At 68.3% G+C, this 26,442-nt stretch carries 30 protein-coding genes and 1 pseudogene; 1 reads left to right on the top strand and 30 read right to left on the bottom strand.

The window, feature by feature from the left end; genetic code table 11:
* Positions 1–171: 171 nt before the first annotated feature.
* Positions 172–972: a Nif3-like dinuclear metal center hexameric protein gene (locus tag V7026_RS05650; protein ID WP_334154357.1), complete on the bottom strand. Its 801-nt coding sequence runs from the start codon at positions 970–972 to the stop codon at positions 172–174.
* A 33-nt stretch (positions 973–1,005) separates the two neighbouring features.
* Entirely contained in the window at positions 1,006–1,152 is a 147-nt protein-coding gene (locus V7026_RS05645; protein WP_334154356.1) for a DUF3149 domain-containing protein, read from the bottom strand.
* 125 nt (positions 1,153–1,277) lie between these two features.
* On the opposite strand from V7026_RS05645, the gene V7026_RS05640 reads away from it, so the two are divergent.
* Positions 1,278–2,417, top strand: a complete 1,140-nt coding sequence (locus tag V7026_RS05640) for a S1C family serine protease (RefSeq protein ID WP_334154355.1) — start codon at positions 1,278–1,280, stop codon at positions 2,415–2,417.
* A 5-nt stretch (positions 2,418–2,422) separates the two neighbouring features.
* Here the strand turns inward: V7026_RS05640 and tatC are convergent, their stop codons facing one another.
* The 28 genes and pseudogenes from tatC to V7026_RS05500 form a co-directional block, all read right to left on the bottom strand.
* Entirely contained in the window at positions 2,423–3,232 is an 810-nt protein-coding gene (gene tatC / locus V7026_RS05635) for a twin-arginine translocase subunit TatC (RefSeq protein WP_334154353.1), read from the bottom strand.
* A gap of 3 nt (positions 3,233–3,235) precedes the next feature.
* Positions 3,236–3,736, bottom strand: coding sequence for a Sec-independent protein translocase protein TatB (gene tatB / locus V7026_RS05630; protein WP_334154352.1), 501 nt, complete (start codon positions 3,734–3,736; stop codon positions 3,236–3,238).
* A 15-nt stretch (positions 3,737–3,751) separates the two neighbouring features.
* Positions 3,752–3,988: a Sec-independent protein translocase subunit TatA gene (gene tatA, locus V7026_RS05625; protein WP_068606197.1), complete on the bottom strand. Its 237-nt coding sequence runs from the start codon at positions 3,986–3,988 to the stop codon at positions 3,752–3,754.
* A gap of 118 nt (positions 3,989–4,106) precedes the next feature.
* On the bottom strand, positions 4,107–4,466 hold the full coding sequence (locus V7026_RS05620; RefSeq protein WP_334154351.1) for a histidine triad nucleotide-binding protein: 360 nt from the start codon (positions 4,464–4,466) through the stop codon (positions 4,107–4,109).
* 33 nt (positions 4,467–4,499) lie between these two features.
* Positions 4,500–4,862 (bottom strand): DUF4870 family protein, encoded by a 363-nt coding sequence (locus V7026_RS05615; RefSeq protein ID WP_185974492.1) that lies wholly within the window; start codon positions 4,860–4,862, stop codon positions 4,500–4,502.
* Between the two features lie 22 nt (positions 4,863–4,884).
* Positions 4,885–5,283 carry a phosphoribosyl-ATP diphosphatase gene (locus V7026_RS05610; protein WP_068606194.1) on the bottom strand — a complete coding sequence of 133 codons (399 nt, stop codon included), beginning with the start codon at positions 5,281–5,283 and terminating at the stop codon, positions 4,885–4,887.
* Positions 5,284–5,285: 2 nt separating this feature from the next.
* Positions 5,286–5,684: a phosphoribosyl-AMP cyclohydrolase gene (hisI, locus tag V7026_RS05605; protein WP_068606193.1), complete on the bottom strand. Its 399-nt coding sequence runs from the start codon at positions 5,682–5,684 to the stop codon at positions 5,286–5,288.
* 5 nt (positions 5,685–5,689) lie between these two features.
* Positions 5,690–6,490 (bottom strand): imidazole glycerol phosphate synthase subunit HisF, encoded by an 801-nt coding sequence (gene hisF, locus V7026_RS05600; RefSeq protein ID WP_334154350.1) that lies wholly within the window; start codon positions 6,488–6,490, stop codon positions 5,690–5,692.
* 2 nt (positions 6,491–6,492) lie between these two features.
* Complete coding sequence (gene hisA, locus V7026_RS05595; protein ID WP_334154348.1) at positions 6,493–7,233, bottom strand: 1-(5-phosphoribosyl)-5-[(5-phosphoribosylamino)methylideneamino]imidazole-4-carboxamide isomerase; 741 nt, start codon at positions 7,231–7,233, stop codon at positions 6,493–6,495.
* Between the two features lie 20 nt (positions 7,234–7,253).
* The gene (hisH, locus tag V7026_RS05590; protein ID WP_334154347.1) at positions 7,254–7,946 is read right to left on the bottom strand and encodes an imidazole glycerol phosphate synthase subunit HisH; all 693 of its coding nucleotides are present in this window, start codon (positions 7,944–7,946) and stop codon (positions 7,254–7,256) included.
* A 32-nt stretch (positions 7,947–7,978) separates the two neighbouring features.
* The gene (gene hisB, locus V7026_RS05585; RefSeq protein ID WP_334154346.1) at positions 7,979–8,596 is read right to left on the bottom strand and encodes an imidazoleglycerol-phosphate dehydratase HisB; all 618 of its coding nucleotides are present in this window, start codon (positions 8,594–8,596) and stop codon (positions 7,979–7,981) included.
* Entirely contained in the window at positions 8,593–9,690 is a 1,098-nt protein-coding gene (hisC, locus tag V7026_RS05580) for a histidinol-phosphate transaminase (protein WP_334154344.1), read from the bottom strand. Before hisC ends, hisB begins: the two co-directional genes overlap by 4 nt.
* Complete coding sequence (gene hisD / locus V7026_RS05575; RefSeq protein WP_334154343.1) at positions 9,687–11,030, bottom strand: histidinol dehydrogenase; 1,344 nt, start codon at positions 11,028–11,030, stop codon at positions 9,687–9,689. The genes hisC and hisD overlap by 4 nt, the downstream gene beginning before the upstream one ends.
* A 78-nt stretch (positions 11,031–11,108) precedes the next feature.
* A complete protein-coding gene (hisG, locus tag V7026_RS05570) occupies positions 11,109–11,789 on the bottom strand; it encodes an ATP phosphoribosyltransferase (protein ID WP_334154342.1) in 681 nt (226 codons plus the stop codon).
* The gene (murA, locus tag V7026_RS05565; protein ID WP_334154341.1) at positions 11,786–13,060 is read right to left on the bottom strand and encodes a UDP-N-acetylglucosamine 1-carboxyvinyltransferase; all 1,275 of its coding nucleotides are present in this window, start codon (positions 13,058–13,060) and stop codon (positions 11,786–11,788) included. Before murA ends, hisG begins: the two co-directional genes overlap by 4 nt.
* 10 nt (positions 13,061–13,070) lie before the next feature.
* Complete coding sequence (locus tag V7026_RS05560; RefSeq protein WP_334154340.1) at positions 13,071–13,316, bottom strand: BolA family protein; 246 nt, start codon at positions 13,314–13,316, stop codon at positions 13,071–13,073.
* Between the two features lie 67 nt (positions 13,317–13,383).
* On the bottom strand, positions 13,384–14,139 hold the full coding sequence (locus tag V7026_RS05555; RefSeq protein WP_334154339.1) for an ABC transporter permease: 756 nt from the start codon (positions 14,137–14,139) through the stop codon (positions 13,384–13,386).
* Positions 14,136–15,062, bottom strand: a complete 927-nt coding sequence (locus V7026_RS05550) for an ABC transporter ATP-binding protein (RefSeq protein WP_334154338.1) — start codon at positions 15,060–15,062, stop codon at positions 14,136–14,138. Before V7026_RS05550 ends, V7026_RS05555 begins: the two co-directional genes overlap by 4 nt.
* Positions 15,063–15,074: 12 nt before the next feature.
* Positions 15,075–15,368: an STAS domain-containing protein gene (locus tag V7026_RS05545; RefSeq protein WP_334154337.1), complete on the bottom strand. Its 294-nt coding sequence runs from the start codon at positions 15,366–15,368 to the stop codon at positions 15,075–15,077.
* A 6-nt stretch (positions 15,369–15,374) separates the two neighbouring features.
* Positions 15,375–16,004, bottom strand: coding sequence for an MlaC/ttg2D family ABC transporter substrate-binding protein (locus V7026_RS05540; protein ID WP_443082317.1), 630 nt, complete (start codon positions 16,002–16,004; stop codon positions 15,375–15,377).
* A gap of 111 nt (positions 16,005–16,115) precedes the next feature.
* On the bottom strand, positions 16,116–16,832 hold the full coding sequence (locus V7026_RS05535; protein ID WP_334154336.1) for an MlaA family lipoprotein: 717 nt from the start codon (positions 16,830–16,832) through the stop codon (positions 16,116–16,118).
* Positions 16,829–17,299 carry an outer membrane lipid asymmetry maintenance protein MlaD gene (gene mlaD, locus V7026_RS05530; protein ID WP_334154335.1) on the bottom strand — a complete coding sequence of 157 codons (471 nt, stop codon included), beginning with the start codon at positions 17,297–17,299 and terminating at the stop codon, positions 16,829–16,831. The genes V7026_RS05535 and mlaD overlap by 4 nt, the downstream gene beginning before the upstream one ends.
* A 20-nt stretch (positions 17,300–17,319) precedes the next feature.
* Positions 17,320–18,102 (bottom strand): lipid asymmetry maintenance ABC transporter permease subunit MlaE, encoded by a 783-nt coding sequence (mlaE, locus tag V7026_RS05525; protein ID WP_334154334.1) that lies wholly within the window; start codon positions 18,100–18,102, stop codon positions 17,320–17,322.
* Complete coding sequence (locus V7026_RS05520; protein ID WP_334154333.1) at positions 18,102–18,926, bottom strand: ABC transporter ATP-binding protein; 825 nt, start codon at positions 18,924–18,926, stop codon at positions 18,102–18,104. Before V7026_RS05520 ends, mlaE begins: the two co-directional genes overlap by 1 nt.
* Positions 18,927–19,005: 79 nt before the next feature.
* Positions 19,006–20,472 carry a glutamate synthase subunit beta gene (locus V7026_RS05515; protein ID WP_334154331.1) on the bottom strand — a complete coding sequence of 489 codons (1,467 nt, stop codon included), beginning with the start codon at positions 20,470–20,472 and terminating at the stop codon, positions 19,006–19,008.
* A 35-nt stretch (positions 20,473–20,507) separates the two neighbouring features.
* Complete coding sequence (locus V7026_RS05510; protein ID WP_334154330.1) at positions 20,508–25,283, bottom strand: glutamate synthase-related protein; 4,776 nt, start codon at positions 25,281–25,283, stop codon at positions 20,508–20,510.
* Positions 25,284–25,417: 134 nt separating this feature from the next.
* Positions 25,418–26,104 (bottom strand): transposase, encoded by a 687-nt coding sequence (locus tag V7026_RS05505; protein ID WP_334154329.1) that lies wholly within the window; start codon positions 26,102–26,104, stop codon positions 25,418–25,420.
* Positions 26,105–26,442, bottom strand: a pseudogene (locus V7026_RS05500) (MFS transporter); the annotation flags it as partial.

Genomic DNA, 26,442 nt, shown 5'->3' with positions numbered 1-26,442 from the left:
GCGCCGCCCGCCGCATCACGGCCACATCCCCCACCACCACGCAGCGGGACGACCACTCGGGCCAGCGCCGAAACACCTCGGCCACGATCTCCGGCCCGATGCCGGCCGCATCCCCCATGGTGATGGCGATCGGGGCGTCGCCTCCGTCGGCGGGCAGGGGGAACTCGTTCATCAGGCGGGGTTGTCGATGTCGATGAAACGATGCTCGATGCAGAGCTGGGCGGCCACATGCGCGCCCACGGCCCGCACACCGTAGCGCTCGGTGGCGTGGTGTCCGCACGCCAGGAAGGCCACCCCGCACTCACGCGCCAGGTGCGCCTGGGGTTCGGAGATCTCGCCGGTCAAAAATGCGTCGGCGCCGGCGGCGATGGCAGCCTCGAAATAGCCCTGCGCCCCACCACTGCACCAGGCCACCCGACGAATCGGCCGGCCGTCCCCCGGGACACAGGTGACGCGCCGGCCCAGCACTGCCTCGACGCGGGCGGCCAGTGCGGCCACATCCGGCGCGTCGCACCCGCCCAGGAAGCCGAGCTGCTGCTCGCCAAACCGCCCCCACCCCTCGCCCAGCGGCGCGAAGCCCAGGCGCTGCCCAAGCTGGGCGTTGTTGCCCAGCTCGGCATGCGCATCGAGCGGCAGGTGGTACGCATACAGATTGATGTCGTGCGCCAGCAGCCGCTGCAGGCGGGTTTTCATCCAGCCGGTGACGGTACCGCGCTGTCCGCGCCAAAACAGGCCGTGGTGCACCAAAATGGCATCGGCACCGGCGTCGATGGCTGCCTCGATCAAGGCCAGGCTGGCGGTGACGCCGCTGACCAGGCGCCGGATGGGCCGACGCCCCTCGACCTGCAATCCGTTGGTGCCATAGTCCTGAAAACGCGCCGGCTCCAGCAGCGCGTCCAGCGCGGCCAACAGCGCGTCACGGGTGGTGCCGCCGGATGCGACGTCCGCAGCAATAGGGGGCAGATCCTGCATGGGCGGATTGTCGCACCGCCCGTGCGCCGATCGTCAGGACTTGCCGGCGGCGCGCTCGGACTCGGCCATCTTGCGCGAGAAGAAGCGGTAGAACCACACCGCCATGAAGACGACGAAGGCAATCACCCCGGCGCTCATGAGCCCGTAATCGGTCGAAAAAAGGTCCACAATCGCTTTCATACTGCGCTCCTGCGTCGTTTGAACCGTTCGCCTATTGGAGCCGCGGGCGGCGACAGACGCATTGACCCATATCAACCCTGATGTAAACAGGGGTTTGGCCGGCGGGCCGCCGGCGGAAAGTGTCCATGAAGCGCCACTGGCTGATCTTCTCCCAGACCGTCACCGTCATGCTGGCCATCTGGTTCGTGGTGGCGACGCTCAAACCGCACTGGCTGACCCAGCGGCCCTCGCTGTCGCGCGTGGTGCCGATCTTCGAGGTCGGCCCCGACACGCGCAGCCCCACCATCGCCGGGGCCAGCCTGAGCGCCGCGGCGCGGGCGGCCGCCCCCGCGGTGGTGAGCATCAGCACGAGCAAGGCGGTGCGCCACCCGCATGCGCAGGAGCCGTGGTTCCGGTTTTTCTTTGGTGACCGCCCGGAGTTCCAACCCCAGGCCGGGCTGGGATCGGGCGTGATCGTCAGCCCGGCCGGCTACATCCTGACCAACAACCATGTTGTCGAAGAGGCGGACGAGATCCTGGTGCAGCTCAGTGACGGCCGGCAGGCACCGGCCCAGGTCATCGGCACCGACCCCGACACCGATCTGGCGGTTCTGCGCATCGCCCTGCCCGATCTTCCGGTGATCGTGCTGGGGCGATCCGAATCGCTGGAGGTGGGCGACCGGGTACTGGCGATCGGCAATCCGTTCGGCGTGGGCCAGACGGTAACCGCGGGCATCGTCAGCGCCCTGGGGCGCAGTCAGCTTGGCATCAACACTTTCGAAAACTTCATCCAGACCGATGCGGCGATCAATCCAGGCAACTCCGGCGGCGCACTCGTGGACGCCGAGGGGCACCTGGTGGGCATCAACACGGCGATCTATTCCCGCTCGGGTGGCTCGATGGGCATCGGCTTTGCCATCCCGATGGCGACCGCGCGCGAGGTGATGGAGGCCATCGTGCGCGACGGCGCCGTCACGCGCGGCTGGATCGGCGTGGAGCCGCAGGAGCTGACGCCCGAGCTGGCCGAGCATTTTGGCGTTCCGCAGGCCCGCGGGGTGATCGTGACGGGCGTCCTGCAGGACGGGCCCGCGGCCAATGCCGGCATCCGTCCGGGGGATGTCATCAGCCGCGTCGAGCAGACGCCCATCCGGGATGTGGCGGGCCTGCTCACGGCGGTGGCGGCGCTCAAACCCGGCACACCCGCCGAGTTGGAGGTGCAGCGGCGGGACGGTGCGCGCACGCTGACCGTCGTTCCCGCGCGCCGGCCACCGGCCGCCGCGCGTTGACGCGGTCACGACGACGAGGGACCGTCGGTCGCGGACGCGGTTTCGTCCGCTTCGGTGCGGGGTTTATCGCGCACGAACCAGCGCGCGCCGATGATGCCCAATTCGTACAGCAGGCACATCGGAATGGCCAAGGCCAGTTGCGAAATCACGTCGGGCGGGGTGACGACCGCCGCGATGATGAAGGCCACGACGATGAAGTAGCCGCGAAAGGACTTGAGCTTCTCGATGGACACCATCTCGAAGCGAACCATCAGCATCACCACCACCGGAACCTGGAAGGCCAGACCGAAAGCGAGGTAGAGCGACAGAATCGCCTCCACGTAAGAGGCGATGTCCGGCGTCGCGTTGACGCTGTCCGGGGTGAAGCCCTGAATGAAGGCAAACATCTTGTCGAGCACGAAGAACTGCACGAACCCGATGCCCAGATAGGCCAGCAGGCTGCCGATGATGATGAGCGGCAGGGCAAAGCGCTTCTCGTGGGTGTAGAGGCCCGGCGCGACAAAGGCCCAGATCTGGTAGATGACCCAGGGCAGCGCCAGCAGCAGCCCCGCCATCATCAGAACCTTGAGCGGCACGAAAAACGGGGTGAACACCCCGACCGCGATGAGCTTGACATCCGGCGGCATGTGCGCCCGGATCGGCACGGCGATCAGGTCGATGAGGCCGCTCGGGCCGGGCCAGATGGCGAGCAGCACCATGCACACCCCCACGCCCCCCAGGGCGTATAGGATGCGGTCGCGCAGTTCCATCAGGTGCGCGACGAACGGCTGCTCGGTGCCGGCGAGCTCGTCGGCGGAGTCTCGGGGATCGGCCATGGGTCAGCGCAGGGGAGTCTTGGGACGGTAGCGCGCCACGCGCGCCGCGCCGGACAGGGCCCGGGTGCGCACGCCGGCGCGGGCCTTGTACCACTGGGGCACGGCCTGGCGCTTGAGGCGGAAGTTCTTTTTCGGCCGCCGATATTCGGGATAGACCGGCGCACCGATGGACGCCAGATCGTCGTAGGACGTCGATGCGCTCGACGACGATTGGCCTTCGAGCCCGGCCGTCACTTCGGACCATTCGCGCTCGAACTCGGCCGCGGTCGAGCTGACCTGCGTCTCGACGTCGCGGGCGGTCTTTTCGACCGCCTCTTTCATGCGCTTGAGCTCTTCGAGCTCAATGGTGCGGTTGACCTCGGCCTTGACGTCGGCCACGTAGCGCTGCGCCTTGCCCAGCAGCGCGCCCACGGTGCGGGCCACGCGCGGCAGCTTCTCGGGGCCGATGACGACGAGCGCCACGACCCCGATGAGGGCGAGCTTGGAGATACCGAGGTCGATCATGCGGGGGGACCGCGCTCACGACTTGGTCTTGGCGTCGACGTCGATGGTGGTCTTTTCGGCCGCCTTGTCCTGCCCCACCTGCGCCGTGGCGGTGGACGACGACTCCGGCGCGCTGCCGTCGCGCATGCCGTCCTTGAAGCCCTTGACCGCGCTGCCCAGGTCGGACCCGATGTTCTTGAGCTTCTTGGTGCCGAAGACCAGCACCACGATCAGCAGGACGACCAGCCAGTGCCAAATGGAAAAACTGCCCATGTTCTACTCCAACGACGGGGCAGCCGGCCCCGATGCCATGTTTGATTCTACGCAGCGCCGGGGGTTCGCCCGGACGCGGGAATGCCGCGATTGTGCCCGAAAGGGCGCGGCCATGGGTTCACCCCTTGCGCCAGGGGCGGGGACCACCGATGACGTGTACGTGCAGGTGGTGCACCTCCTGCCCGCCGTGCTCGCCGGTGTTGGCGACGATGCGGAACCCCCCTTCCGGGTAGGGCAGGCAGCCCTGCTCCAGCGCCAGACGCGGGGCGAGCACCATCAGGCGGCCCATCAGGCGCTCGTGCTCGGCGGTCAACTGGGCCATGGACGGGATGTGCGCCTTGGGGACGATCAAAAAATGCACCGGCGCCCAGGGCTGAATGTCGTGGAAAGCGTACAGCTCGTCGTCTTCGTAGACCTTACGGCTGGGGATCTGGCCGGCGACGATCTTGCAAAAAATGCAGTTGGGGTCGTGCGACATGGTCGGTCGGGTCGGGATCGGAAGGGGTGCGGATCAGACGGGCATGGGCCGGCGGTCGTTCCAGTACAGAAAACCTTTGACCAACCGGTACAGGGACCAGACGGCCGCGGCGAGCAGAATCACCGCGCCCACCCCGAGGACGAGCGTGAGAAAGCCGAGCGCGGCCCACAGCAGGCTCCACCAGAAGGTGCGGATCTGCCAGGTGAAATGGCTCTCGTAGAGGGTGCCGGCGACATCCTCGCGCTTGACGTAGTTGACGATGATGCCCACGAGCGCGGTCACGGCGACGAACCACGATGCCGCATAGAGGATGTAGACCGCCAGCGTCAGCCGGCGCAGGCTGGCGAGCTGCTCGGGTGTCTTGGGGGTGACGTCGATCACGGGCGGGGTCGACATGGGCGCCTCCTGCAGGTCGGGCTCAGGGTTGGGGGAGCGGGGACTGCGCCTCGGCCTCGCGCGCGCGGGCCTTGCGCAGGGCTTTTTCTTCCAGCCCGGACAGGCCCTCGCGGCGCGCCAGCTCGGCCACCACATCGGCCGGCCCTAGGCCGAAATGCGCCAGCGCGATCAGGCTGTGAAACCAGAGGTCGGCCACCTCGCCCACGAACGCCTGCGCGCTGCCGGCACCGTGCTGCAGGTCCTTGGCGGCCATCACGGCCTCGCCCGCCTCCTCGGCGATTTTTTTCAGAAAGGCATCCGGCCCCTTGTGCAGCAGGCGCGCGACGTAGCTGCGCTCGGGGTCGCCCCCGGCGGCCGGCTTGCGGCTGTCGATGACGGCGGCCAGGCGCAGCAGGGTGTCGAGCGGCGGGATGTCGGTCATGGTCAGCGGTAGATGGATTGCGGATCCTTGAGCACGGGATCGACGGCCTGCCACTCGCCGCGCTGCGTGTCCAGGCGCTGATAAAAGCAACTGTGGCGCCCGGTGTGGCAGGCGATGCCCGGCTCGTGGCCCAGTTGCGTCACCTGCAGCAGCACCACGTCGTCGTCGCAGTCGAGGCGGATTTCGTGCACCTGCTGCACATGGCCGGATTCCTCCCCCTTGTACCACAGGCGGCCGCGCGAGCGGCTGTAGTAGACGGCGCGGCCCAGTTCGGCGGTCTTTTGCAGGGCCTCGCGATTCATCCAGGCGAACATCAGCACGTCGCCAGTCCCGCGCTCCTGGGCGATCACGGGCACCAGGCCCTGCGCGTCCCATTTGATGCGATCGAGCCAGTCGGCCATGCCGCTCACCTCCGCACGGGGATGCCCGCCTCGGCCATGCGCTGCTTGGCCTGGGCGATGGTGTATTCGCCGTAGTGGAAGATGCTGGCCGCGAGCACCGCGTCGGCACCGCCGACCCGGATGCCATCCACCAGGTGATCCAGGTTGCCCACCCCGCCCGAGGCGATCACGGGCACATCCACCGCATCGCTGACGGCACGGGTGAGTTCGAGGTCGAAGCCCGCCTTGGTGCCATCGCGGTCCATGCTGGTGAGCAGGATTTCGCCGGCGCCAAAGTCCGCCATCTGGCGCGCCCAGGCCACCGCATCCAAGCCGACGTTTTTGCGCCCCCCGTGGGAATAGACGTCCCATCCCGGCCCCAGAGGCTGGCCGTCCGGGCCAGGGCGTTGGCACTCGCCGGCCGTGCGCCGCTTGGCGTCGATGGCCACGACAATGCACTGCGAGCCGTACTTGCCCGACGCATCGCGGATGACCTGGGGATTGGCGATGGCAGCGGAGTTGAAGCTGACCTTGTCCGCCCCGGCATTGAGCAGCCGGCGCACGTCCTCCACGGTGCGCACGCCGCCGCCCACCGTCAGCGGAATGAACACCTGGCTCGCCACCGCCTCGATGATGGGCAGGATCAGGTCGCGCCCGTCGCTGGTGGCGGTGATGTCCAGAAACGTCAGCTCGTCGGCGCCCTGCTCGTTGTAGCGCGCGGCGATTTCCACCGGGTCTCCGGCATCGCGCAGCTCGACGAAGTTGACGCCCTTGACGACGCGCCCGCCGGTGACGTCCAGGCAGGGGATGATGCGCTTGGCCAGCATCGTCAGGCGCCCACGCCGTCGACGAGGCGGACCGCCGCGGCGTAGTCCAGGTCGCCGCTGTAGATGGCGCGGCCGCAGATCACGCCCTCCACACCCTCGGACTCGACCTCGCACAGCCGACGGACATCGTCCAGGTTGGACAGCCCGCCGGAGGCGATGACCGGGATGGACAGCGCCTGGGCCAGCCGCACCGTGGCCTCGATGTTGATGCCGGTGAGCATACCGTCGCGGCCGATGTCGGTATAGATGACGGACTCGACGCCATAGTCCTCGAACTTGCGGGCCAGGTCCACCACCTCGTGGCCGGTCAGCTTGCTCCAGCCGTCGGTGGCCACCTTGCCGTCCTTGGCATCCAGCCCGACGATGATGTGGCCGCCGAACGCCGTGCAGGCGTCCTGCAGGAAGCCGGGGTTCTTGACCGCCGCGGTGCCGATGATGACGTAGCGCAGGCCGGCGTCCAGGTAGCGCTCGATGGTGTCGAGGTCGCGGATGCCGCCGCCGAGTTGCACATCGACTTCGTGGCCCACCTCGCGCAGGATGCTGCGGATGGCGGCTTCGTTGCGCGGCTTGCCGGCGAATGCGCCGTTGAGGTCCACCAGGTGCAGGCGGCGCGCGCCCTGCTCGACCCAGTGGCGGGCCATGGCGGCGGGGTCGTCACTGAATACGGTGGACTGGTCCATGTCGCCTTGCTTGAGGCGCACGCACTGGCCGTCTTTCAGGTCGATGGCAGGAATCAGCAGCATGGCTCGTCGGGGGCGGGGCCTCAGGGGTTCCAGTGCAGGAAGTTGCGATACAGCGCCAACCCCTGGGCCGAGCTTTTTTCGGGGTGGAACTGGGTGGCGAACAGGTTGTCACGCGCGATGGCGCTGGCAAAGCGCACGCCGTACTCGGTCATGCCGGCCGCGCAGGCCGGGTCGGCCGGATGGGCGTGGTAGCTGTGCACGAAATAATAGTAGCTGCCGTCCGGGATGCCGGCCCACAGCGGATGGGGGGCGGGCCGCTCGGCAGCGCCGTGCTCGAAACCATACCAGACCCGGTTCCAGCCCATCTGTGGCACCTTGAAGCGGCTGCCATCCGGCTGGCTCTGCCCCCCCAGACGAAACCGAACCACCCGACCCGCGATCAGACCCAGGCCGGCGGTGTCGCCTTCCTCGGAGTGCTCGAGCAGCATCTGCATGCCGACACACACCCCGAACAGCGGCTTGGTGGCCGCGGCGTGCAGGACCGCCTCGCGAAGGCCGCTGCGCTCGAGCTCGGCCATGCAGTCGGGCATGGCACCCTGCCCCGGCAGCACGACGCGGTGCGCATCGCGCACCACCTGCGGACTGGCGGTGACGACCACCTCGACATGGTCGGTGGCCAGCGCCGCGTGGATGACCGCCTGCGCCACCGAGCGCAGATTCCCCATGCCGTAGTCGACGACCGCGACCGTCTCGCGCCTGACCGGAATGTTCATCTTGGTGGGGGGAGACTTGGCGTGCACCGGCCTCACAGGCTGCCCTTGGTCGAGGGGACGGCGTCCCCCAGCCGGGGGTCGCGCTCCAGCGCGGCCCGCAGGGCGCGCGCAAAGGCCTTGAAGATGGTCTCGCACTGGTGGTGTGCGTTGTGGCCTTTGAGGTTGTCGATGTGCAGCGTCACGCCGGCGTGGTTCACGAAGCCCTGAAAAAACTCATAGACGAGCTGGGTGTCGAGCTGGCCGATCATACCGGCCGTAAACCGCACGTCCATGTGCAGGCCCGGACGACCGGAAAAATCCACCACGACGCGCGACAGCGCCTCGTCCAGCGGCACGTAGGCATGACCGTAACGGCGGATGCCGCGCTTGTCACCGACCGCGCGCGCCACCGCCTGCCCGAGGGTGATGCCGACGTCCTCCACCGTGTGGTGGCCGTCGATGTGCAGATCCCCGCGGCACTCGATCTCCAGATCGATCAGCCCATGGCGGGCGATCTGGTCCAACATGTGGTCGAAAAAGCCGATGCCGGTGTCCAGCCGAGCGCGGCCGGTGCCGTCGAGGTCCACGCGCACGCGGATCTGGGTCTCGGCCGTCACGCGCTGGACGTCCGCGGTGCGGGCGGCGGCGCTGGGAGCAGGCAGGGTAGTCATAGCGATGGCGGCAGCGCCGCGAGCAGCGCCTCGTTCTCGGCGGGAGTGCCCACGGTCAGCCGCAAGCAGTTGGCAAGCATCGGGTTTATTGTAGAAACATTCTTCACGAGGACGCCACGCGCGCGCAGACCGGCGAATGCCTTGGCGGCGTCGGGCACGCGCACGAGGATCATGTTCGCCTCGCTTGGATAGGGCTGCACGCCGGGCAACGCGGCCAGGGCGTGCATCAGCCGCTGCCGCTCGGCACGGATCGCCGCGGCCTGCTCGGCAAACACGTCCGCATGCTCCAGCGCGAACAACGCGCACTCGGCATTGAGGGCGCTGACGTTGTACGGCGGGCGCACCTTGTCGATCTGGGCCACGAGCGGCGCCGCCCCGATCAGGTAGCCCAAGCGCACCCCGGCCAGGCCAAACTTGGAGAGCGTGCGCATGACCAGCACATGCCCGTGGGCCGCCGGGTCGGTGCGCCATTCGTCGAGCCAGGTGTGGCTGGCAAAGGGCTGATAGGCTTCGTCCATGACGACCAGCCCCCCCACCGCGCCGACGGCGGCGATCAGGCGCCGGATCACGATTGGATCCCAGCAGTTGGCGGTCGGGTTGTTGGGGTAGGCCAAGTAGGTGATGGCCGGACGCTCCCGCGCGATGGCCTCGAGCATCGCCGCCTCGTCGAGCGCAAAGTCGGGGGTGAGCGGCACGCCGTGGAAGGCCAGCCCCTGCAACTGCGCGCTCATGGCGTACATGACGAAGCCCGGCACCGGCGCCAGGATGGCGGCGCCCGGCCGGTCACAGGCCATCGCCAGCAGGCCGATCAGTTCGTCCGAGCCGTTGCCCAGCATGAGCGCGGCGCCCGAGGGCAGCCCGACATGCGCCGCCAACGCGCGTTTGAGATCCTCGATGCGCGGGCCCGGGTAGCGGTTGACGGCCACCGCCCCCAGCCGTTGACCGAGCGCGTGTTGCAGGGCCTCGGGCAGCGGGTAGGGGTTTTCCATCGCATCCAGCTTGATCAGGCCGGTCGCGTCCTGAATGGCGTAGGCGTGCATGCCCTGCACGTCCTGGCGGATGCGCTGCAGCGCGGCCTCCAGCAACGGGTTCATGCCGCGCCCTCCCCGCGCAGGCGCAGCTCGGCGGCGCGCGCGTGGGCGGTCAGGCCCTCGCCGTGCGCCAGCACCGACGCGATGCGGCCCAGCGTCTGCGCCCCCTCGGCGCTGACCTCGATCAGACTGGAGCGCTTTTGAAAGTCGTACACCCCCAACGGGCTGGAAAAGCGCGCCGTACCGCTGGTGGGCAGCACATGGTTGGGGCCGGCGCAGTAGTCGCCCAGGCTCTCGCTGGTGTAAGCACCCAGGAAGATGGCCCCCGCGTGGCGCAGCAGCGGCTCCCAGCGGTGCGGCTCGCGGCTGGCGATCTCCAGGTGCTCGGGCGCGATGCGGTTGCTCAGCGCGCAGGCCTCCTCCATGCTGCGGGTGCGGATCAGCGCGCCTCGGCCCTCGAGGCTGCGCACGATGATGTCCGCGCGCGGCATCGTGGGCAGCAGTCGATCAATGGCGGCCTGCACCGCATCCAGATAGGCTGCGTCCGGGCACAGCAGAATGGACTGCGCCAACTCGTCGTGCTCGGCCTGACTGAACAGGTCCATCGCCACCCAGTCGGGCGGTGTGGTGCCGTCGGCGAGCACCAGGATTTCGCTCGGCCCGGCGATCATGTCGATGCCGACGGTGCCGAACACATGCTTCTTGGCGCTGGCGACGTAGGCATTGCCCGGACCGGTGATCTTGTCCACCTGGGGGATGGTCTCCGTGCCGTAGGCCAGCGCCGCCACGGCCTGCGCCCCGCCGATCGCAAACGCGCGACTCACCCCCGCGACGTGCGCAGCGGCCAGCACCAGCGGATTGCGCTCGCCGCGCGGGGTCGGCACGACCATCACGATCTCCGGCACGCCAGCGACGTGGGCGGGGATGGCGTTCATCAACACGCTGGACGGGTAGGCGGCCTTGCCGCCTGGCACATAGATGCCGACACGGTCCAACGGCGTGACTTTTTGGCCCAGCAGCGTGCCGTCGGCATCGTGAACCTGCCACGAGCGGCCACAGGCTTCGAGCTGCGCCTCGTGGTAGCGGCGCACGCGCGCGGCGGCCTGTTGCAGCGCATCACGCTGGTCGGCGGGAATGGCCTCGAAGGCGGCGCGCAAGTCGTCGGCGCCCAATTCCAGGTCGGCCACGCGCTCGGCCTCCACCGTGTCGAACCGGCGGGTGTACTCCAGCACCGCCGCATCGCCCCGGGCCCGCACATCGGCCAGAATGGCCGCCACGCGGGATTCGATCGCCGCATCGGTGTCCGCCGACCAATGCAGACGGGCCGCAAAACGCGCCTCGAAGTCGTCATCGGCGGTATCCAGCCGCAGGGGCCGGGCTCGGGGGGTATCGGCAGCAGTCATGGGCATGATTGTCGCAGCACAGCGGGGCAAGCGGGGCCGCCCGCACGACCTGCGGACGGCGCCGGTGGGGGCAGCGGCTCAGGCGCCGGGCGTCGCCACCGCCCGCGCGAAGGCATCCAAAATGGGGCGTATCCGCGCACGCTTGAGTTTGAGCGAGGTCGGCCGCACCACGAGCTGCGAGGAAATGTCCATGATGCGCTCGACCTCCACCAGCCGGTTGGCCTTGAGCGTGTTGCCGGTGGACACCAGATCCACGATGGCGTCGGCCAGCCCGGTCAGCGGCGCCAGCTCCATGCTGCCATAGAGCTTGATCAGATCCACATGCACGCCCTTGCTGGCAAAAAACTCGCGCGCGATGGCGACGTATTTGGTCGCGACACGCAGGCGCGCGCCCTGGCGCACGGCGCGCACGTAGTCGAAGTCCGCCGGGACGGCCACGCTCATGCGGCAACGGGCGATGCCCAAATCCAGCGGTCGGTACAGCCCCACCTGGGCCGCGTCACCCCAAGCGGCCTCGTGCTCGATCAGGGTGTCCTTGCCGCACACGCCCAGGTCGGCGCCACCGTGCTCGACGTAGGTCGGCACGTCGCTGGCGCGCACGAGCACCACGCGCACCTCGGGCCGGTTGGTGGGCAGGATCAGCTTGCGCGAGGTCTCGGGGTCTTCCAGCACCTCGATGCCGGCGGTGCGCAGCAGGGGCAGCGTCTCCTCGAAGATGCGGCCCTTGGACAGGGCCAGGGTAACGGTTTCGGCGCTCATGCGATCCTTTCGATGTCGGCCCCCAGGGCCCGCAGCTTGCGCTCCATGCGGTCGTAGCCGCGGTCCAGGTGGTAGATGCGATCGACGATCGTCTCGCCATCTGCCACCAGGCCGGCGATCACCAGACTGGCCGACGCACGCAGATCGGTCGCCATGACGGCGGCGCCGGTCAGGCGCTGGCCACCCTCGACGACGGCGGTGCGCCCGTCGATGTGGATGCGCGCGCCCAGCCGGGCCAGCTCCTGCACATGCATGAAGCGGTTCTCGAAAATCGTCTCGGTGACGGCGCTGGGCCCCTGCGCCACGCAGTTGAGCGCCATGAACTGCGCCTGCATGTCGGTGGGGAAGCCCGGGTATTCGGTGGTGCGAAAGCTCTGCGCGCGCAGGGCCGCGCCGCCCGGCGAGCGCACGCGGATGCCGGTGGCATCGACCTCCACGGTGGCGCCCGCCTCGCACAGCTTGTCGATGACGGCATCAAGGTGATCCCCCCGCCCGCCGCGCAGCCATGCCTCGCCGCCGGTGGCGGCCACCGCGCACAAAAAGGTGCCGGCCTCGATGCGGTCGGACACCACGGTGTGCTCGGTGCCACCCAAGGCCGGCACGCCCTCGATGCGGATGCGGCTGGTCCCGTGCCCCTCGATGCGCGCGCCCATGCGGATCAGCATCTCGGCCAGATCGACCACCTCCGGCTCCTGGGCGGCGTTTTCCAGCACCGTCTCGCCCTCGGCCAGGGTAGCCGCCATCATCAGGTTTTCGGTGCCGGTCACGGTAACCATGTCGGTGGTAACGCGCGCGCCGCGCAGGCGCGAGCGGCCGGCGGGCAAGCGGGCCTCGATGTAGCCGTGCTCGACCGCGATTTCCGCCCCCATGGCCTGCAGGCCCTTGATGTGTTGGTCCACCGGCCGCGAGCCGATGGCACACCCACCTGGCAGCGACACCCGCGCCTGACCGCAGCGGGCGACCAGAGGCCCCAGCACCAGCACCGAGGCGCGCATGGTCTTGACCAGCTCGTACGGCGCGACCGGATCCAGCGCCGCCGCGGCGTGCAGCGTCATGCCACCGCGCTCGCCATGCGTTTGCACCTGCACGCCCATGCGCTCCAGCAGCGTGCGCATGGTGGACACGTCACGCAAGCGGGGGACGTTGCGCAGGATCACTGGCTGGTCGGTCAGCAGCGCCGCGCACAGCTCGGGCAGCGCCGCGTTCTTGGCACCGGAGACGGGTACTTCGCCATGCAGGCGCTGCCCGCCACGGATCAGGAGTCGGTCCATCATCGCCCCCTCAGGCCCGACTGGCGGCACGCCACTCGGCCGGGGTGTAGGTCTTCATGGACAGCGCATGCACCTCATCGGTGTGGATGCGCTGGCCCAGCGTGGCGTAGACCAGTTGGTGGCGCTGCACGGCACGCCGCCCCTCGAACGCGGGTGAGACGATCACCGCCGCCCAGTGGCGGCCGTCGCCGGACACCTCCAGGTGGTCGCAGGGTAGGCCGGCAGCGATGAGGGAGCGGAGTTGGTCGGCAGTCATCATGAAGGACAAAGCGGCAGGTCGGCACGGTGCGCTCTGCGCGCCGCGCGCAATCGATGGCCAAGGGTCAATGGCGGATCTTGTACCCGATGCGCAGCAGGTGCAAGGTCAGGGCGGCCACGCCCAGGAAAACCCCCGCCACCACCGTCAGACTCAGCCAGGGCGAGACGTCGCTGACCCCGAAGAAGCCGTAGCGCGCCCCATCGATCATGTAAAAAAACGGATTGAGGTGGCTGACGGTCTGCCAGAAGGGGGGCAGCGAATGGATGGAATAAAACACGCCGGAGAGAAACGTCATCGGCATGATGATGAAGTTCTGGAAGGCGGCCATTTGGTCGAATTTCTCGGCCCACAACCCCGCAATGACCCCCAGTGAACCCAGCAGCCCGGCGCCCAGCACGGCAAATGCCACGATCCACAGCGGATGCGCAAAACGCAGGTCCGCCGCCCAGGCCGTCACCAGCAGCACCCCGGCGCCCACCGCCAGCCCACGCACCACGGACGATCCGACGTAAGCCGCAAACCAGGCGCGGTGCGACAGCGGGGTGAGCAAAACGAAGACCAGGTTACCCATGATCTTGCTCTGGATCAGGCTGGACGAGCTGTTGGCAAACGCGTTTTGCAGCAGGCTCATCATCGCCAGCCCCGGCAGCAAAAAGGCGGTGTAGCCCACGCCGTCGTAGACCTGCACATGCTCCTCGAGCACATGGCCGAAGATCAACAGATACAAAATCGCCGTGACGATCGGCGCAGCCACGGTCTGGAAAGCCACCTTCCAGAACCGCAGCACCTCTTTCAGAAACAGGGTCCGCCAACCAGTCACGCGCGCGCCTCCCCGTCCGGCTGCCCGGCCATCAGTTCCAGGAAAACATCCTCCAGATCCGCTTTGTGGACCTCGATGTCTTCCATGACGATGCCGGCCTGGCGCAGCGCCGCCAACGTCTGCTCGACCTCGTAGGCGTCGTGCACCTTGATCTGCTTGATGCGACCCGTCACACGGGCGCGCGCGGCCAGCGCGTCCGGCAGGGCCTGATCGGTCTTGAAATGCAGCACGTTGGACGAGGCGCGGCGCAACAGCTCGGCGGTGCGCTCCAGCGCGATCACGCGGCCGGCCCGCAGCATCGCGATGCGGCCGCACAGGGCCTCGGCCTCCTCCAGATAGTGGGTGGTCAGCAGCACGGTGCAGCCGTCGCGGTTGAGGCGCGAGATGAAAGCCCACAGGGTCTGCCGCAGCTCCACGTCCACGCCGGCGGTCGGCTCGTCCAGCACGATGACCTGGGGCCGGTGCACCAGCGCCTGCGCCACCATGACGCGGCGCTTCATACCACCGGAGAGCTGGCGCATGTTGGTGTCGGCCTTGTCCGCCAGTCCCAGTCCGGCCAGCAGTTCGTCGATCCACGCGCCGTTGCCCTGGATGCCAAAGTAGCCGGACTGAAAGCGCAGGGCCTCGCGCACCGTGAAGAAGGGGTCGAACACCAGTTCCTGCGGCACGATGCCGAGTCGCCGCCGAGCCTCCATGGGCTGGGCGTGCACGTCGGCGCCAAACACGGTGACGTGCCCGCGGGTCGGCCGGCTCAGGCCCGCCAGGATGCTGATCAGGGTGGTCTTGCCCGCGCCGTTTGGGCCGAGCAGACCGAAGAATTCGCCCGGCTGGATGTCGAACGTCACATCCTGCAGCGCCTGCAGCGGCCCGCGCGAGGTGTCGAAACGCTTGTTGACCTGCTGGAATGAGACGGCGGCGGACATAAACCGATGATTTTACGCGGACAGCAGTTCGGCCACGCCGTACAGGCCGGCCAGCACCCGCGCCCGCTCGTTCAGGCCGTTCAGTCGCCACTGCGCCCCGCGTGCCAGCACCTCGCGCCGCACCGCGAGCAGCACCGCCAACGCGGAGGAGTCGAACTCGTGCAAGGCCGAGGCATCCAACTGCACCGTCGCGCCGCGGCCCGCTGCGGCCAGCGCCGCGCGGCACTGGGCCAGATAGGCCGCCGATTGCGCATGCGTCAGGGTGGCGGGCAGCGCCGGCAAGGTCACGGCAAGCGGGTCCCCCATGGTGGCTCAGCCCCGCTGGGCGTTGGCCCGGTTGCGTTCGGCCAGCACATCGATCAGCCCATCGATGCCCTTGGCGCCGATCTCCTGCGCGAACTGGGTGCGGTAGGTCTCCACCAGCCACACGCCCAGCACATTCAGGTCGTAGACCTTCCAGCCCGTTGGGGTTTGCTCCAGCCGGTAGTCCAGCTGGATCGGGTCGCCCTTGCCGCGGATTTCGGAGCGCACGACCACCTCGGTCGCGCCAGCCGCCGCACGCAGCGGGCGAATCACCAGCGTTTGGTCGCGAATCTGCGTCAGCGCGCCGGCATAGGTGCGCACCAGCAGGGTCTTGAACTCGGCTTGCAGACGCTGGCGCTGCTCGGGCGTGGCCTGGCGCCAGAAGCGGCCCACTGCGGACGACGTCATGCGCTCGAAATTGACATGCGGCATCAGCTTGGTGTCCACCAGCTCGACGATGCGGGCCATGTCGCCGTTGCGGATCGCCGGATCGCGCTTGACGGTCTCGAACACATCGTTGGCCACACGCTGGATCAGCGTATCGGGGGCCTCCGTGGTCTGAGCCCGGGACGGCCACGCGGGCAACGCGGTCGCAGCGGCCACGGCCATCAGGGCCAGCCACTGGCGGCGGCCGGTCATCGCACCCACCGGGCGGGCAGAAAGGGTAAGGGTTGGCTTGCTCATATCCATTGGGGGCGGGGGGACGGTCGCGGGTTCCGGTCGGTTACCCATGGTTACGGTCGTCACACGTCAGTCATCGTCGCCGCGGGCCGCATCGACCTGGCTTTGGCGCCGCGCAAGATAGGCGTCGCGCGTAAAACCGTATTTGTCCAGCGCCGCCTGTTCCAGCAGATCGCCCGCGCGCAGCAGGGTGGCGCGCGTGTCCACCAGCCGCAACGTCTGGGCCGAGTTGCGGGTCGCCACATCGTCGATGCCCTGCGACACGGGGTCCGCCCGGCGGTCGATGGGCCACGCCACGGCCTCGCGCACGCTGGACGGCCCCAACAGCGGCAGCACCAGATATGGACCCGACGGAACGCCCCAGCGGCCCAGGGTGTGGCCAAAGTCCAGCGTCGTGCGGGGGATGCCCATTTCGCTGGCCACGTCCAGCAGCCCGAGCAAGCCGAAGCAGGTATTGACGCCAAAGCGCATGGCGTTTTCCACCGCCGGCTGCGGGCGCGCCTGCAAGGCCGCATTCACGGCCGACCACAGGTCGCGCAGATTGCCAAAAAAGTTGCCCACCCCAGTGCGCACCGGTGACGGCACGGCCGCCACATAGCCTTCGGCGACGGGCTTGAGCACCGCGCGGTCCACCGCCTCGTTGAACCGATAGACGCCGCGGTTGAACGGCTCCAGGGGGTCGCGCGGATGCGCGTCGGGCCCGGTGGCGCAACCGGCCAGGGCCCCGAGCACCCCCCCCAGGCCGACCAGACGCGCGACCCGGCTATGCAAGCGCCAGCGACTCATTTGCCGCCCCCCGCCTCGGCGGCCTTGTTGAACAGGAGCTGGCCGATCAGATTCTCCAGCACCACGGCGGACTGGGTCAGCGCCACCACATCGCCCGCGGCCAGATTCGCGTCCGCGCCGCCCGGCTCGATGCCGATGTACTGCTCGCCCAGCAACCCGCTGGTCAGGATCTTGAACGAGCTGTCTTTGGGGAAGGCATAACGCGACTCCAGCGCCAGCACCACACGCGCCTGGAAGGTCTTGTCGTCGAAGGCGATGGACTCCACGCGCCCGACCAGCACGCCCGCGCTGCGCACCGCCGCCTTGGGCTTGAGCGAGCCGACGTTGTCGAACACGGCGGTGACGCGGTAGGTCGGCGCCAAGCTCAGGTTGAGCAGGTTGGCCGCCTGCAGCGCCAGAAACAGGATGGCCGCCGCGCCGATCAGCACGAACAGGCCCACCCAGACGTCGATCTTGGAACGTTGCATCCGTCGAATCCTTCCCCTGATCAGATCGTGAACATCAGCGCCGTCAGGATGAAGTCCAGCCCCAGCACCGTCAGCGACGCCATCACCACGGTGCGCGTGGTGGCGCGCGAGACGCCCTCCGGCGTCGGGTGCGACTCGAAGCCCTGCAGCAGCGCGATGAAGGTCACCGCGATGCCGAACACCACACTCTTGACGATGCCGTTGCCGACGTCGGACCAGACGTCCACGCCACCCTGAATCTGGCTCCAGAACGCGCCGCCGTCCACGCCGATCATCAGCACGCCGACGATCCAGCCGCCGATGATGCCCATCGCGCTGAACACCGCGGCCAACAGCGGCATCACGATCACGCCGCCCCAAAAGCGCGGCGCCAGCACCCTGTCGATCGGGTCCACCGCCATCATCTCCATGGCGCTGAGCTGCTCGCCGGCCTTCATCAACCCGATCTCGGCGGTCAGCGACGTGCCGGCGCGGCCCGCAAACAGCAGCGCCGTCACCACCGGCCCCAGCTCGCGCACCAGGCTCAGCGTCACCAACAGGCCCAGCGCCTCGGAGGAGCCGTAGCGCTGCAGCGTGTAGTAGCCCTGCAGCCCGAACACGAAGCCGACGAAAAGCCCCGAGACGGCGATGATCGACAGCGAATAGTTGCCGAGGAAGTGGATCTGGTCGCGGATCAGCCCGAAGCGCCGAAAGCTCGCCCAGGTGCCGAGCAGCAGCCGCACGAACAGCCGCGCGCCCAGCCCCAGGTCGGCCAGCTTGGCGCGCACCGCCAAGCCCACGTCGGCTGGATGCCAAAAGCGCATCACCGCCCTCCCCCGGCCGCGGCAGCCGGCCCGTATTCGTCCTCCACCGGCGTCGCAGGGTAATGGAAGCGCACCGGCCCGTCGGGCGAAGCCGTCACGTACTGCCGGATCAACGGGTCGTCGCTGCGGCGCACCTCGTCAGGCGTGCCCTGCATCGCGACACGGCCGTTGGCCAGCACGACGATGTGGTCGGCCACCGCAAAGGTGGACTCCAGCTCGTGCGACACCATGATGCTGGTCAGGCCCAGCGTATCGTTGAGCTGGCGAATCAGCCGCGCAGCCGTGCCGAGCGAGATCGGATCCAGCCCCGAAAACGGCTCGTCGAACATGATCAGCTCCGGGTCGAGCGCGATCGCGCGCGCCAGCGCCACGCGCCGCGCCATGCCGCCGGAGAGCTCGCCCGGCATCAGGTCGCGCGCGCCGCGCAGGCCCACCGCATGCAGCTTCATCAGCACGATGTCGCGGATCAGCGGCTCCGGCAGGCGCGTGTGCTCGCGCAGCGGAAAGGCCACGTTGTCGAACACCGACAGGTCGGTGAACAGCGCGCCGAACTGGAACAGCAGCCCCATGCGCCGGCGCACCGCGTACAGCCCGTCGCGATCCAGCGCGCCGACGTCCTGCCCGTCGAACAGCACCTGCCCGCTGCGCGCGCGCAATTGCCCACCGATCAGGCGCAGCAGCGTCGTTTTGCCGCCGCCGGAGGTGGCGATCAGCACCGTCACCTTGCCGCGCGGCACGTGCAGGCTGACGCGGTCGAGCACGAGCCGCTCGTCGTCGTAGCCAAAGACGACGTCGCGCAGTTCGACCAGAGCGGAGGCATTCATAAAGAAAAAATGATAACAGCCGGACAAGCCGGCTGCCGAATCATACGGGATTACCCGGAAGCGTGCCGGGCACCACCGGTCAGCGGGGCAGGACGGAGTGCCCCATCAGAAACTCGTCCACCGCGCGCGCGGCCTGTCGGCCCTCGCGGATCGCCCACACCACCAGCGACTGCCCGCGGCGCATGTCGCCGGCGGCGAACACCTGCGGCACGTTGGTGGCGTAGCCGCCGACCAGCTCGGTGCTGGCTTTGGCGTTGCCACGCGCATCCTTCTCGACACCAAAGGCGTCCAGCACCGATGCGATCGGCGACACGAAGCCCATCGCCAGCAGCACCAGGTCCGCCTTGTATTCCTTTTCGGTGCCGGCAATCTCGACCAGCTTGCCTTCCTTCATCTCGACGTGGACGGTGCGCACGGCCGTGACCTTGCCGTTCTTGCCGACGAACTCCTTGGTGGCGATGGCGAACTCGCGCTGGCAGCCCTCCTCGTGGCTGGAGCTGGTGCGCAGCTTCAGCGGCCAGTACGGCCAGGTCAGCGGCTTGTTCTCCTGCACGGGCGGTTGCGGCATCACCTCGAACTGCGTCACGCTGGCCGCACCGTGGCGGTTGCTGGTGCCGACGCAGTCGCTGCCGGTGTCACCGCCGCCGATGACGATGACGTGCTTGCCGGCGGCTGAGATCTGCTTCTTGAGCTTGTCGCCAGCGTTGACCTTGTTTTGCTGCGGCAGGAACTCCATGGCGAAGTGGATGCCCTCCAGCTCGCGCCCTGGGACCGGGAGGTCGCGCGGCTGCTCGGCGCCGCCGCACAGCAGCACGGCGTCGAACTCGGCGCGCAGTTGCTCGGGGCTGACCACGTCGCGCGCGTCGTTGGTGACCTTGCTGCCGTCGGGCAGGGCGCCGACCAGCACGCGGGTGCGGAAGGTCACCCCCTCGGCCTGCATCTGCTCGATGCGGCGGTCGATCAGCCACTTCTCCATCTTGAAGTCGGGGATGCCGTAGCGCAGCAGGCCGCCGATGCGGTCGTTCTTCTCGAACACCGTCACATCGTGGCCGGCGCGCGCCAGTTGCTGCGCCGCCGCCAGACCGGCCGGGCCGGAGCCCACGACCGCCACCTTCTTGCCCGTCTTGGCCTTGGGCGGCTGGGGCACGACCCAACCCTCGGCCCAGGCACGGTCGATGATGGCGTGCTCGATGGACTTGATGCCCACCGGGTCGTCGTTGATGTTGAGCGTGCATGCCGCCTCGCACGGCGCCGGGCAGATGCGCCCGGTGAACTCCGGGAAGTTGTTGGTGCTGTGCAGCACGGCGATGGCGTTCTTCCAGTCGCCGCGGAAGACCAGATCGTTGAAGTCCGGAATGATGTTGTTGATGGGGCAGCCGTTGTTGCAAAACGGCGTGCCGCAGTCCATGCAGCGCGCGCCCTGCACCTTGGCCTGCGAGTCATCCAGGCCGATGACGAACTCGCGGTAATGCTTGAGCCGCTCGGCGGGGGGCTGGTAGCCCTCCTCGACGCGCTCGAATTCCATGAAGCCGGTGATCTTTCCCATGATCGATTGCCTCGTGATGCGGTAGTCGGCGGCGTTCAGGCCGCGGCGGTCTTGCGGGCCTTGAGCGGCTTGGCCGCAGCGGGCTCGGCCGGGGCGGCGGTGCCTTTGGCGGCGTTCTCGGCCAGCGCGCGCTTGTACTCGTGCGGGAAGACCTTGACGAAGCGCGTGCGCGCGGTCGCCCAGTCGTCCAGCAGCGCGCGCGCCTTGGTCGAGCCGGTCCAGCGGTGGTGGTCCTCCAGCAGCTGGCGCAGCTGCGCCTCGTCGGTCTGGCCGCGGTGCCAGACGGCGCGGTCCACGGTCGCCTCCTGTTCGGCGCTGGTGACCACGCGGTCGAGCGCCACCATCGCCGTGTTGCAACGCTTGGCAAACATCCCGTCCTCGTCGTAGACGTAGGCGACGCCGCCGCTCATGCCGGCGGCGAAGTTGCGCCCCGTCTTGCCCAGCACCACCACGGTGCCGCCGGTCATGTATTCGCAGCCGTGGTCGCCGGTGCCCTCCACCACGGCGGTGGCACCCGACAGGCGCACCGCGAAGCGCTCGCCCGCCACGCCGCGGAAAAACGCCTCGCCGCGTGTGGCGCCGTAGAGCACCGTGTTGCCGACGATAATGTTCTGCCCCGCATCGCCACGGAAGTCGATGCTCGGCCGCACAACGATGCGGCCGCCCGACAGACCCTTGCCGGTGTAGTCGTTGGCGTCGCCGATCAAGTACAGCGTGATGCCCTTGCACAGGAAGGCGCCGAACGACTGGCCACCCGTGCCCTCCATCTGAATGCGGATGGTGTCGTCGGGCAGCCCCTCGGGATGGTGGCGCGTCACCTCGCCCGACAGCATCGCGCCGACCGTGCGGTTGACGTTACGCACGCTCTCGATGAAGTGCACCTTCTCGCCGCGCTCGATGGCCGGGCGGGACTTCTCGATCAGCTTGACGTCCAGCGCTTTGTCCAGCCCGTGGTCCTGGGTCTCGACATGGCGGTGGGCCACCTCGGCCGAAGTGGGCGGCTGATACAGCAGGCGGCTGTAGTCCAGCCCCTTGGCCTTCCAGTGGTCGATGCCCTTCTTCATATCGAGCAGCTCGGTGCGGCCGATCAGGTCGTCGAAGCGGCGGATGCCCAGTTGCGCCATGATGGCGCGCACCTCCTCGGCGACGAAGAAGAAGTAGTTAACCACATGCTCGGGCTTGCCGGCGAACTTGCGCCGCAGCACCGGATCCTGCGTGGCCACGCCCACCGGGCAGGTGTTGAGGTGGCACTTGCGCATCATGATGCAGCCTTCCACCACCAGCGGCGCCGTGGCAAAGCCGAATTCGTCGGCGCCCAGCAAGGCGCCGATCACCACGTCGCGGCCGGTCTTGATCTGGCCGTCCACCTGCACGCGGATACGGCCGCGCAGGCGGTTGAGCACCAGCGTCTGCTGGGTCTCGGCCAGGCCGATCTCCCACGGGCTGCCGGCGTGCTTGATCGACGACCAGGGCGACGCGCCCGTGCCGCCGTCGTGCCCGGCGATGACGACGTGGTCGGCCTTGGCCTTGGCCACGCCGGCCGCGATCGTGCCCACGCCCACTTCGGACACCAGCTTGACCGAGATGTCCGCGCGCGGGTTGACGTTCTTCAGGTCGTGGATGAGCTGCGCCAGATCCTCGATCGAATAGATGTCGTGGTGCGGCGGCGGGCTGATCAGGCCCACGCCCGGCACCGAGTAGCGCAGAAAGCCGATGTACTCCGACACCTTGGTGCCGGGCAACTGACCGCCTTCGCCGGGCTTGGCGCCCTGCGCCATCTTGATCTGAATCTGGTCGGCGCTGACCAGGTACTCCGCCGTCACGCCGAAGCGCCCGGAGGCCACCTGCTTGATCCGCGAGCGCAGGCTGTCGCCCGCCTGCAGCGGAATGTCGGCCTCGACTTTGTCCGCACCGATCACCGACGCCAGGGTCTCGCCTTGGCGGATGGGGATGCCCTTGAGTTCGTTGCGGTAGCGCGCCGGATCCTCGCCGCCCTCGCCGGTGTTGCTCTTGCCGCCGATGCGGTTCATGGCGACGGCCAGCGTGGCGTGCGCCTCGGTGCTGATGGAGCCGAGCGACATCGCGCCGGTGGCAAAGCGCTTGACGATCTCGCTGGCGGGCTCGACCTCATCGATCGGGATCGCCTTGGCCGGATCGACCTTGAACTCGAACAACCCGCGCAGCGTCATGTGGCGGCGCGACTGGTCGTTGATGATCTGCGCGTATTCCTTGTAGGTCGCGTAGTTGCCGGCGCGCGTGGCGTGCTGCAGCTTGGCGATGGCGTCGGGCGTCCACATGTGCTCCTCGCCACGCGCGCGCCAGGCATACTCACCACCCACGTCCAGCATGTCGGTCAGCAGCGGGTCGCCACCAAAGGCGCGCCGGTGCAGTCGGATGGCCTCCTCGGCGATTTCGAACACGCCGATGCCCTCGACGCGGCTGGCGGTGCCGGTGAAGTATTTTTCGATCGTCGCGCTGTTGATGCCCACCGCCTCGAACAGCTGCGCGCCGCAGTAGCTCATGTAGGTGGACACGCCCATCTTGGACATGATCTTGGACAGGCCCTTGCCAACCGCCTTGATGTAGTTGGCGATCGCCTTGTCGGCCGATAGATCGCCGGGCAGGTCCTGGTGGATGGCCTTGAGCGTATCCAGCGCCAGATAGGGGTGGACGGCCTCGGCGCCATAGCCGGCCAGCACCGCGAAGTGGTGCACCTCGCGCGCGCTGCCGGTTTCCACCACCAGGCCGGTCGCGGTGCGCAGCCCTTCGCGCACCAGATGCTGGTGGATGGCGGACAGCGCCAGCAGCGCCGGCACCGCCACGCGCTCGCGGTTGACGCCGCGGTCACTCACGATCAGGATATTGCTGCCGCTGCGGATGGCATCCACCGCCTCGGCGCACAGCGAGGCGAGCTTGGCCTCGACCCCTTCCTTGCCCCAGCCGACGGGGTAAGTGATGTCCAGCGTGCTGCTCTTGAACTTGCCGCCGGTGCGCCGCTCGATGTCGCGCAGCTTGGCCATGTCGGCGTGGCTGAGCACGGGCTGGCTGACCTCCAGCCGCATCGGCGGATTGACTTGGTTGATGTCCAGCAGGTTGGGGCGCGGGCCGACGAACGACACCAGCGACATCACGATCGCTTCGCGGATCGGGTCGATCGGCGGGTTGGTGACCTGCGCGAACAGCTGCTTGAAGTAGTTGTAGAGCGGCTTGGGCCGGTCGGACAGCACGGGCAGCGGGCTGTCGTTGCCCATCGAGCCGACGCCCTCCTCGCCGTTTTGCGCCATCGGTGCCATCAGGAACTTGATGTCCTCCTGCGTGTAGCCAAAGGCCTGCTGCAGGTCGAGCAACTGGGCGTCCACCTGCTCCATCGCGGCGTGGGCCGATTCGTCGACCACGGTGCGCACGCTGGCCTCGTCGTCTCCGGCGACGGGGCGCTGCACATCGTCCAGGTGGATGCGCAGGTTTTCGATCCACTGCTTGTACGGCTTGGCGTTGGCCAGCGTCGCCTTGACCTCCTCGTCGTCGATCAGCCGGCCCTGCTCCAGGTCGATCAAGAACATCTTGCCCGGCTGTAGGCGCCACTTGCGCACGATCTTGCTCTCGGACACGGGCAGCACGCCGGACTCGGACGCCATGATGACGAAGTCGTCGTCCGTGACGCAGTAGCGCGACGGCCGCAGACCGTTGCGGTCCAGCGTCGCACCAATCTGCCGCCCGTCGGTAAAGACGATGGACGCCGGGCCGTCCCACGGCTCCAGCATCGCCGCGTGGTACTCGTAGAACGCACGGCGGCGCTCATCCATCAGCGTGTGCTGCTCCCACGGCTCGGGAATCATCATCATGACCGCCTGCGCCAGCGGATAGCCGGCCATGGTCAGCAGCTCCAGGCAGTTGTCGAAGGTGGCGGTGTCGGACTGGCCGGCAAAGCTGATCGGGTAGAGCTTCTTGAGATCCGCGCCCAGCACGGGCGAGGCCATCACGCCCTCGCGCGCGCGCATCCAGTTGTAGTTACCCTTGACGGTGTTGATCTCGCCGTTGTGGGCCACATAGCGGTACGGGTGCGCCAGCGGCCACTCGGGGAAGGTGTTGGTCGAAAAGCGCTGATGCACCAGCCCCAGCGCCGAGACGCAGCGCGGATCCTGCAGATCCAGGTAGTACTCGCCCACCTGGTTGGCCAGCAGCAGGCCCTTGTACACCACGGTGCGGCTGCTCATGCTGGGCACGTAGTATTCCTTGCTGTGCGTCAGCTGCAGGCGCTGGATGGCGGCGCTGGCGGTCTTGCGGATCACGTACAGCTTGCGCTCCAGCGCGTCCTGCACGATGACGTCGCTGCCACGGCCGATGAAGACCTGGCGGATGATGGGCTCGGTCTTGCGCACCGTGGGGGACATGGGCATGTCCTTGTTCACGGGCACGTCGCGCCAGCCCAGCAGCACCTGCCCCTCGGCCTTGATGGCGCGCTCCATCTCTTGCTCGCAAGCCAGGCGGCTGGCGTGCTCCTTGGGCAAAAAGATCATGCCCACACCGTACTCGCCGGGCGGCGGCAGGGTCACACCCTGCTTGGCCATCTCTTCACGGTAGAGCGGATCCGGAATTTGCAGCAGGATGCCCGCCCCGTCGCCCATCAGCGCATCGGCGCCCACTGCGCCGCGGTGGTCGAGGTTTTCCAGAATCTTGAGCGCCTGGGTCACGATGGCGTGACTTTTTTGCCCCTTGATGTGGGCGACGAAGCCGACGCCACAGGCGTCGTGTTCCAGGGCAGCGTCGTACAGACCGTGCTGCGCGGCGAGGGTGTTGGGGGTAGCGGTCACGCCTGACTCCTTGGTCGGGTTGACAAAGAAGAACCGCAGCATAGTGCATTGCAGCAAACCGGGCAAGCACATTATTTGGGGTCAGAGTAGTATTTATAAATCGGAAACAATTTTTTGGATTTATTGGGGACAGATCAAATCCGCTTGCGCGGTCGGCCGGGCCGCGCCGGTTGTGTGCGCCGCCCGGTCTGCGCCGCCAGCGCGGCCAAAAAGGCGGCATCGCCCACCGGCCAGCCTTTGATCGCGGCCTCGCGCAAACCCTGCGCCTGCGCGGGCGGCAAACCCTCGTGCACGCGCTGGCGGTAGGCGGCCTCGCGGGCAAAGGGCGTGTCCCCCAGGCCCCACCAGGGCGCGGGCGGCTGCACGCCACGCAGCGGCGCGATGCCCGCATAGTGGCGGTGGGTGGACCAGGGCCAGGCCTCCGGCGACGGGGCCAGGCCCACGCGCACCGGCTCGTGGTCCAACAGCACCAGGGCCGGCAGCACCCGATCCGGCGCCAGCACGGTGGCGCGGTAGCGCCCCTCCCACAGCGTGCCGGTACGGCCATGCCGCGCGTTGAAGCGACGCACATAGCTGCGCCCCAGCCCCTGCATCAGGCGCGACAGCGCCCCCTCACGGCGCGGCGTGACCAGCAACCACAGGCCCGCGTCGAGCAACGCATACCCGTGGACCTCGACGCCCTCGCGGGTCGCGCCGTCACCCAGCAGTGCCACGAAGGCCTGACGGTCGTCGTCGTCTGCAAACACGGCCTGCCGGTTATGCCCCTGCCACAGGACCAGGTGGGGCAAATCCGTCACCGACAGGCGGGGCAGGCGTGCCATTCAACACCCCCCCGTGCGCCGAACGCCGGGGTCGGACAAGCGGCCCAGCCGGGTCTGCAGAGCCGCGGCCAATGCCATCCCCACGGCACAGCAGGTGACGTTGATCAACCACGTCCAATGCCAGCCCCCCACCCGGGCCGCCAGCCAGGCGACCAACGGGGGCCCGACGAACTGCCCCAACGACGACAACTGCTGAACCCAGCCCACCGTCGTCGAAACCGTCTGCGGCCCCGGGGCCAGGCGCACCGCCAGGGCGAACAGGGTGCCGGGGATGAGGCCGCCCACCGCCGAAAACACCAGCACCGACGCATACGCCCACCCAGCCCCCGCCGTAAAGG

Origin of the sequence: Tepidimonas sp., assembly GCF_036825565.1 — a bacterium.
GTDB lineage: Bacteria > Pseudomonadota > Gammaproteobacteria > Burkholderiales > Burkholderiaceae_C > Tepidimonas.
This window is presented reverse-complemented; position numbering and strand designations above follow the sequence as displayed.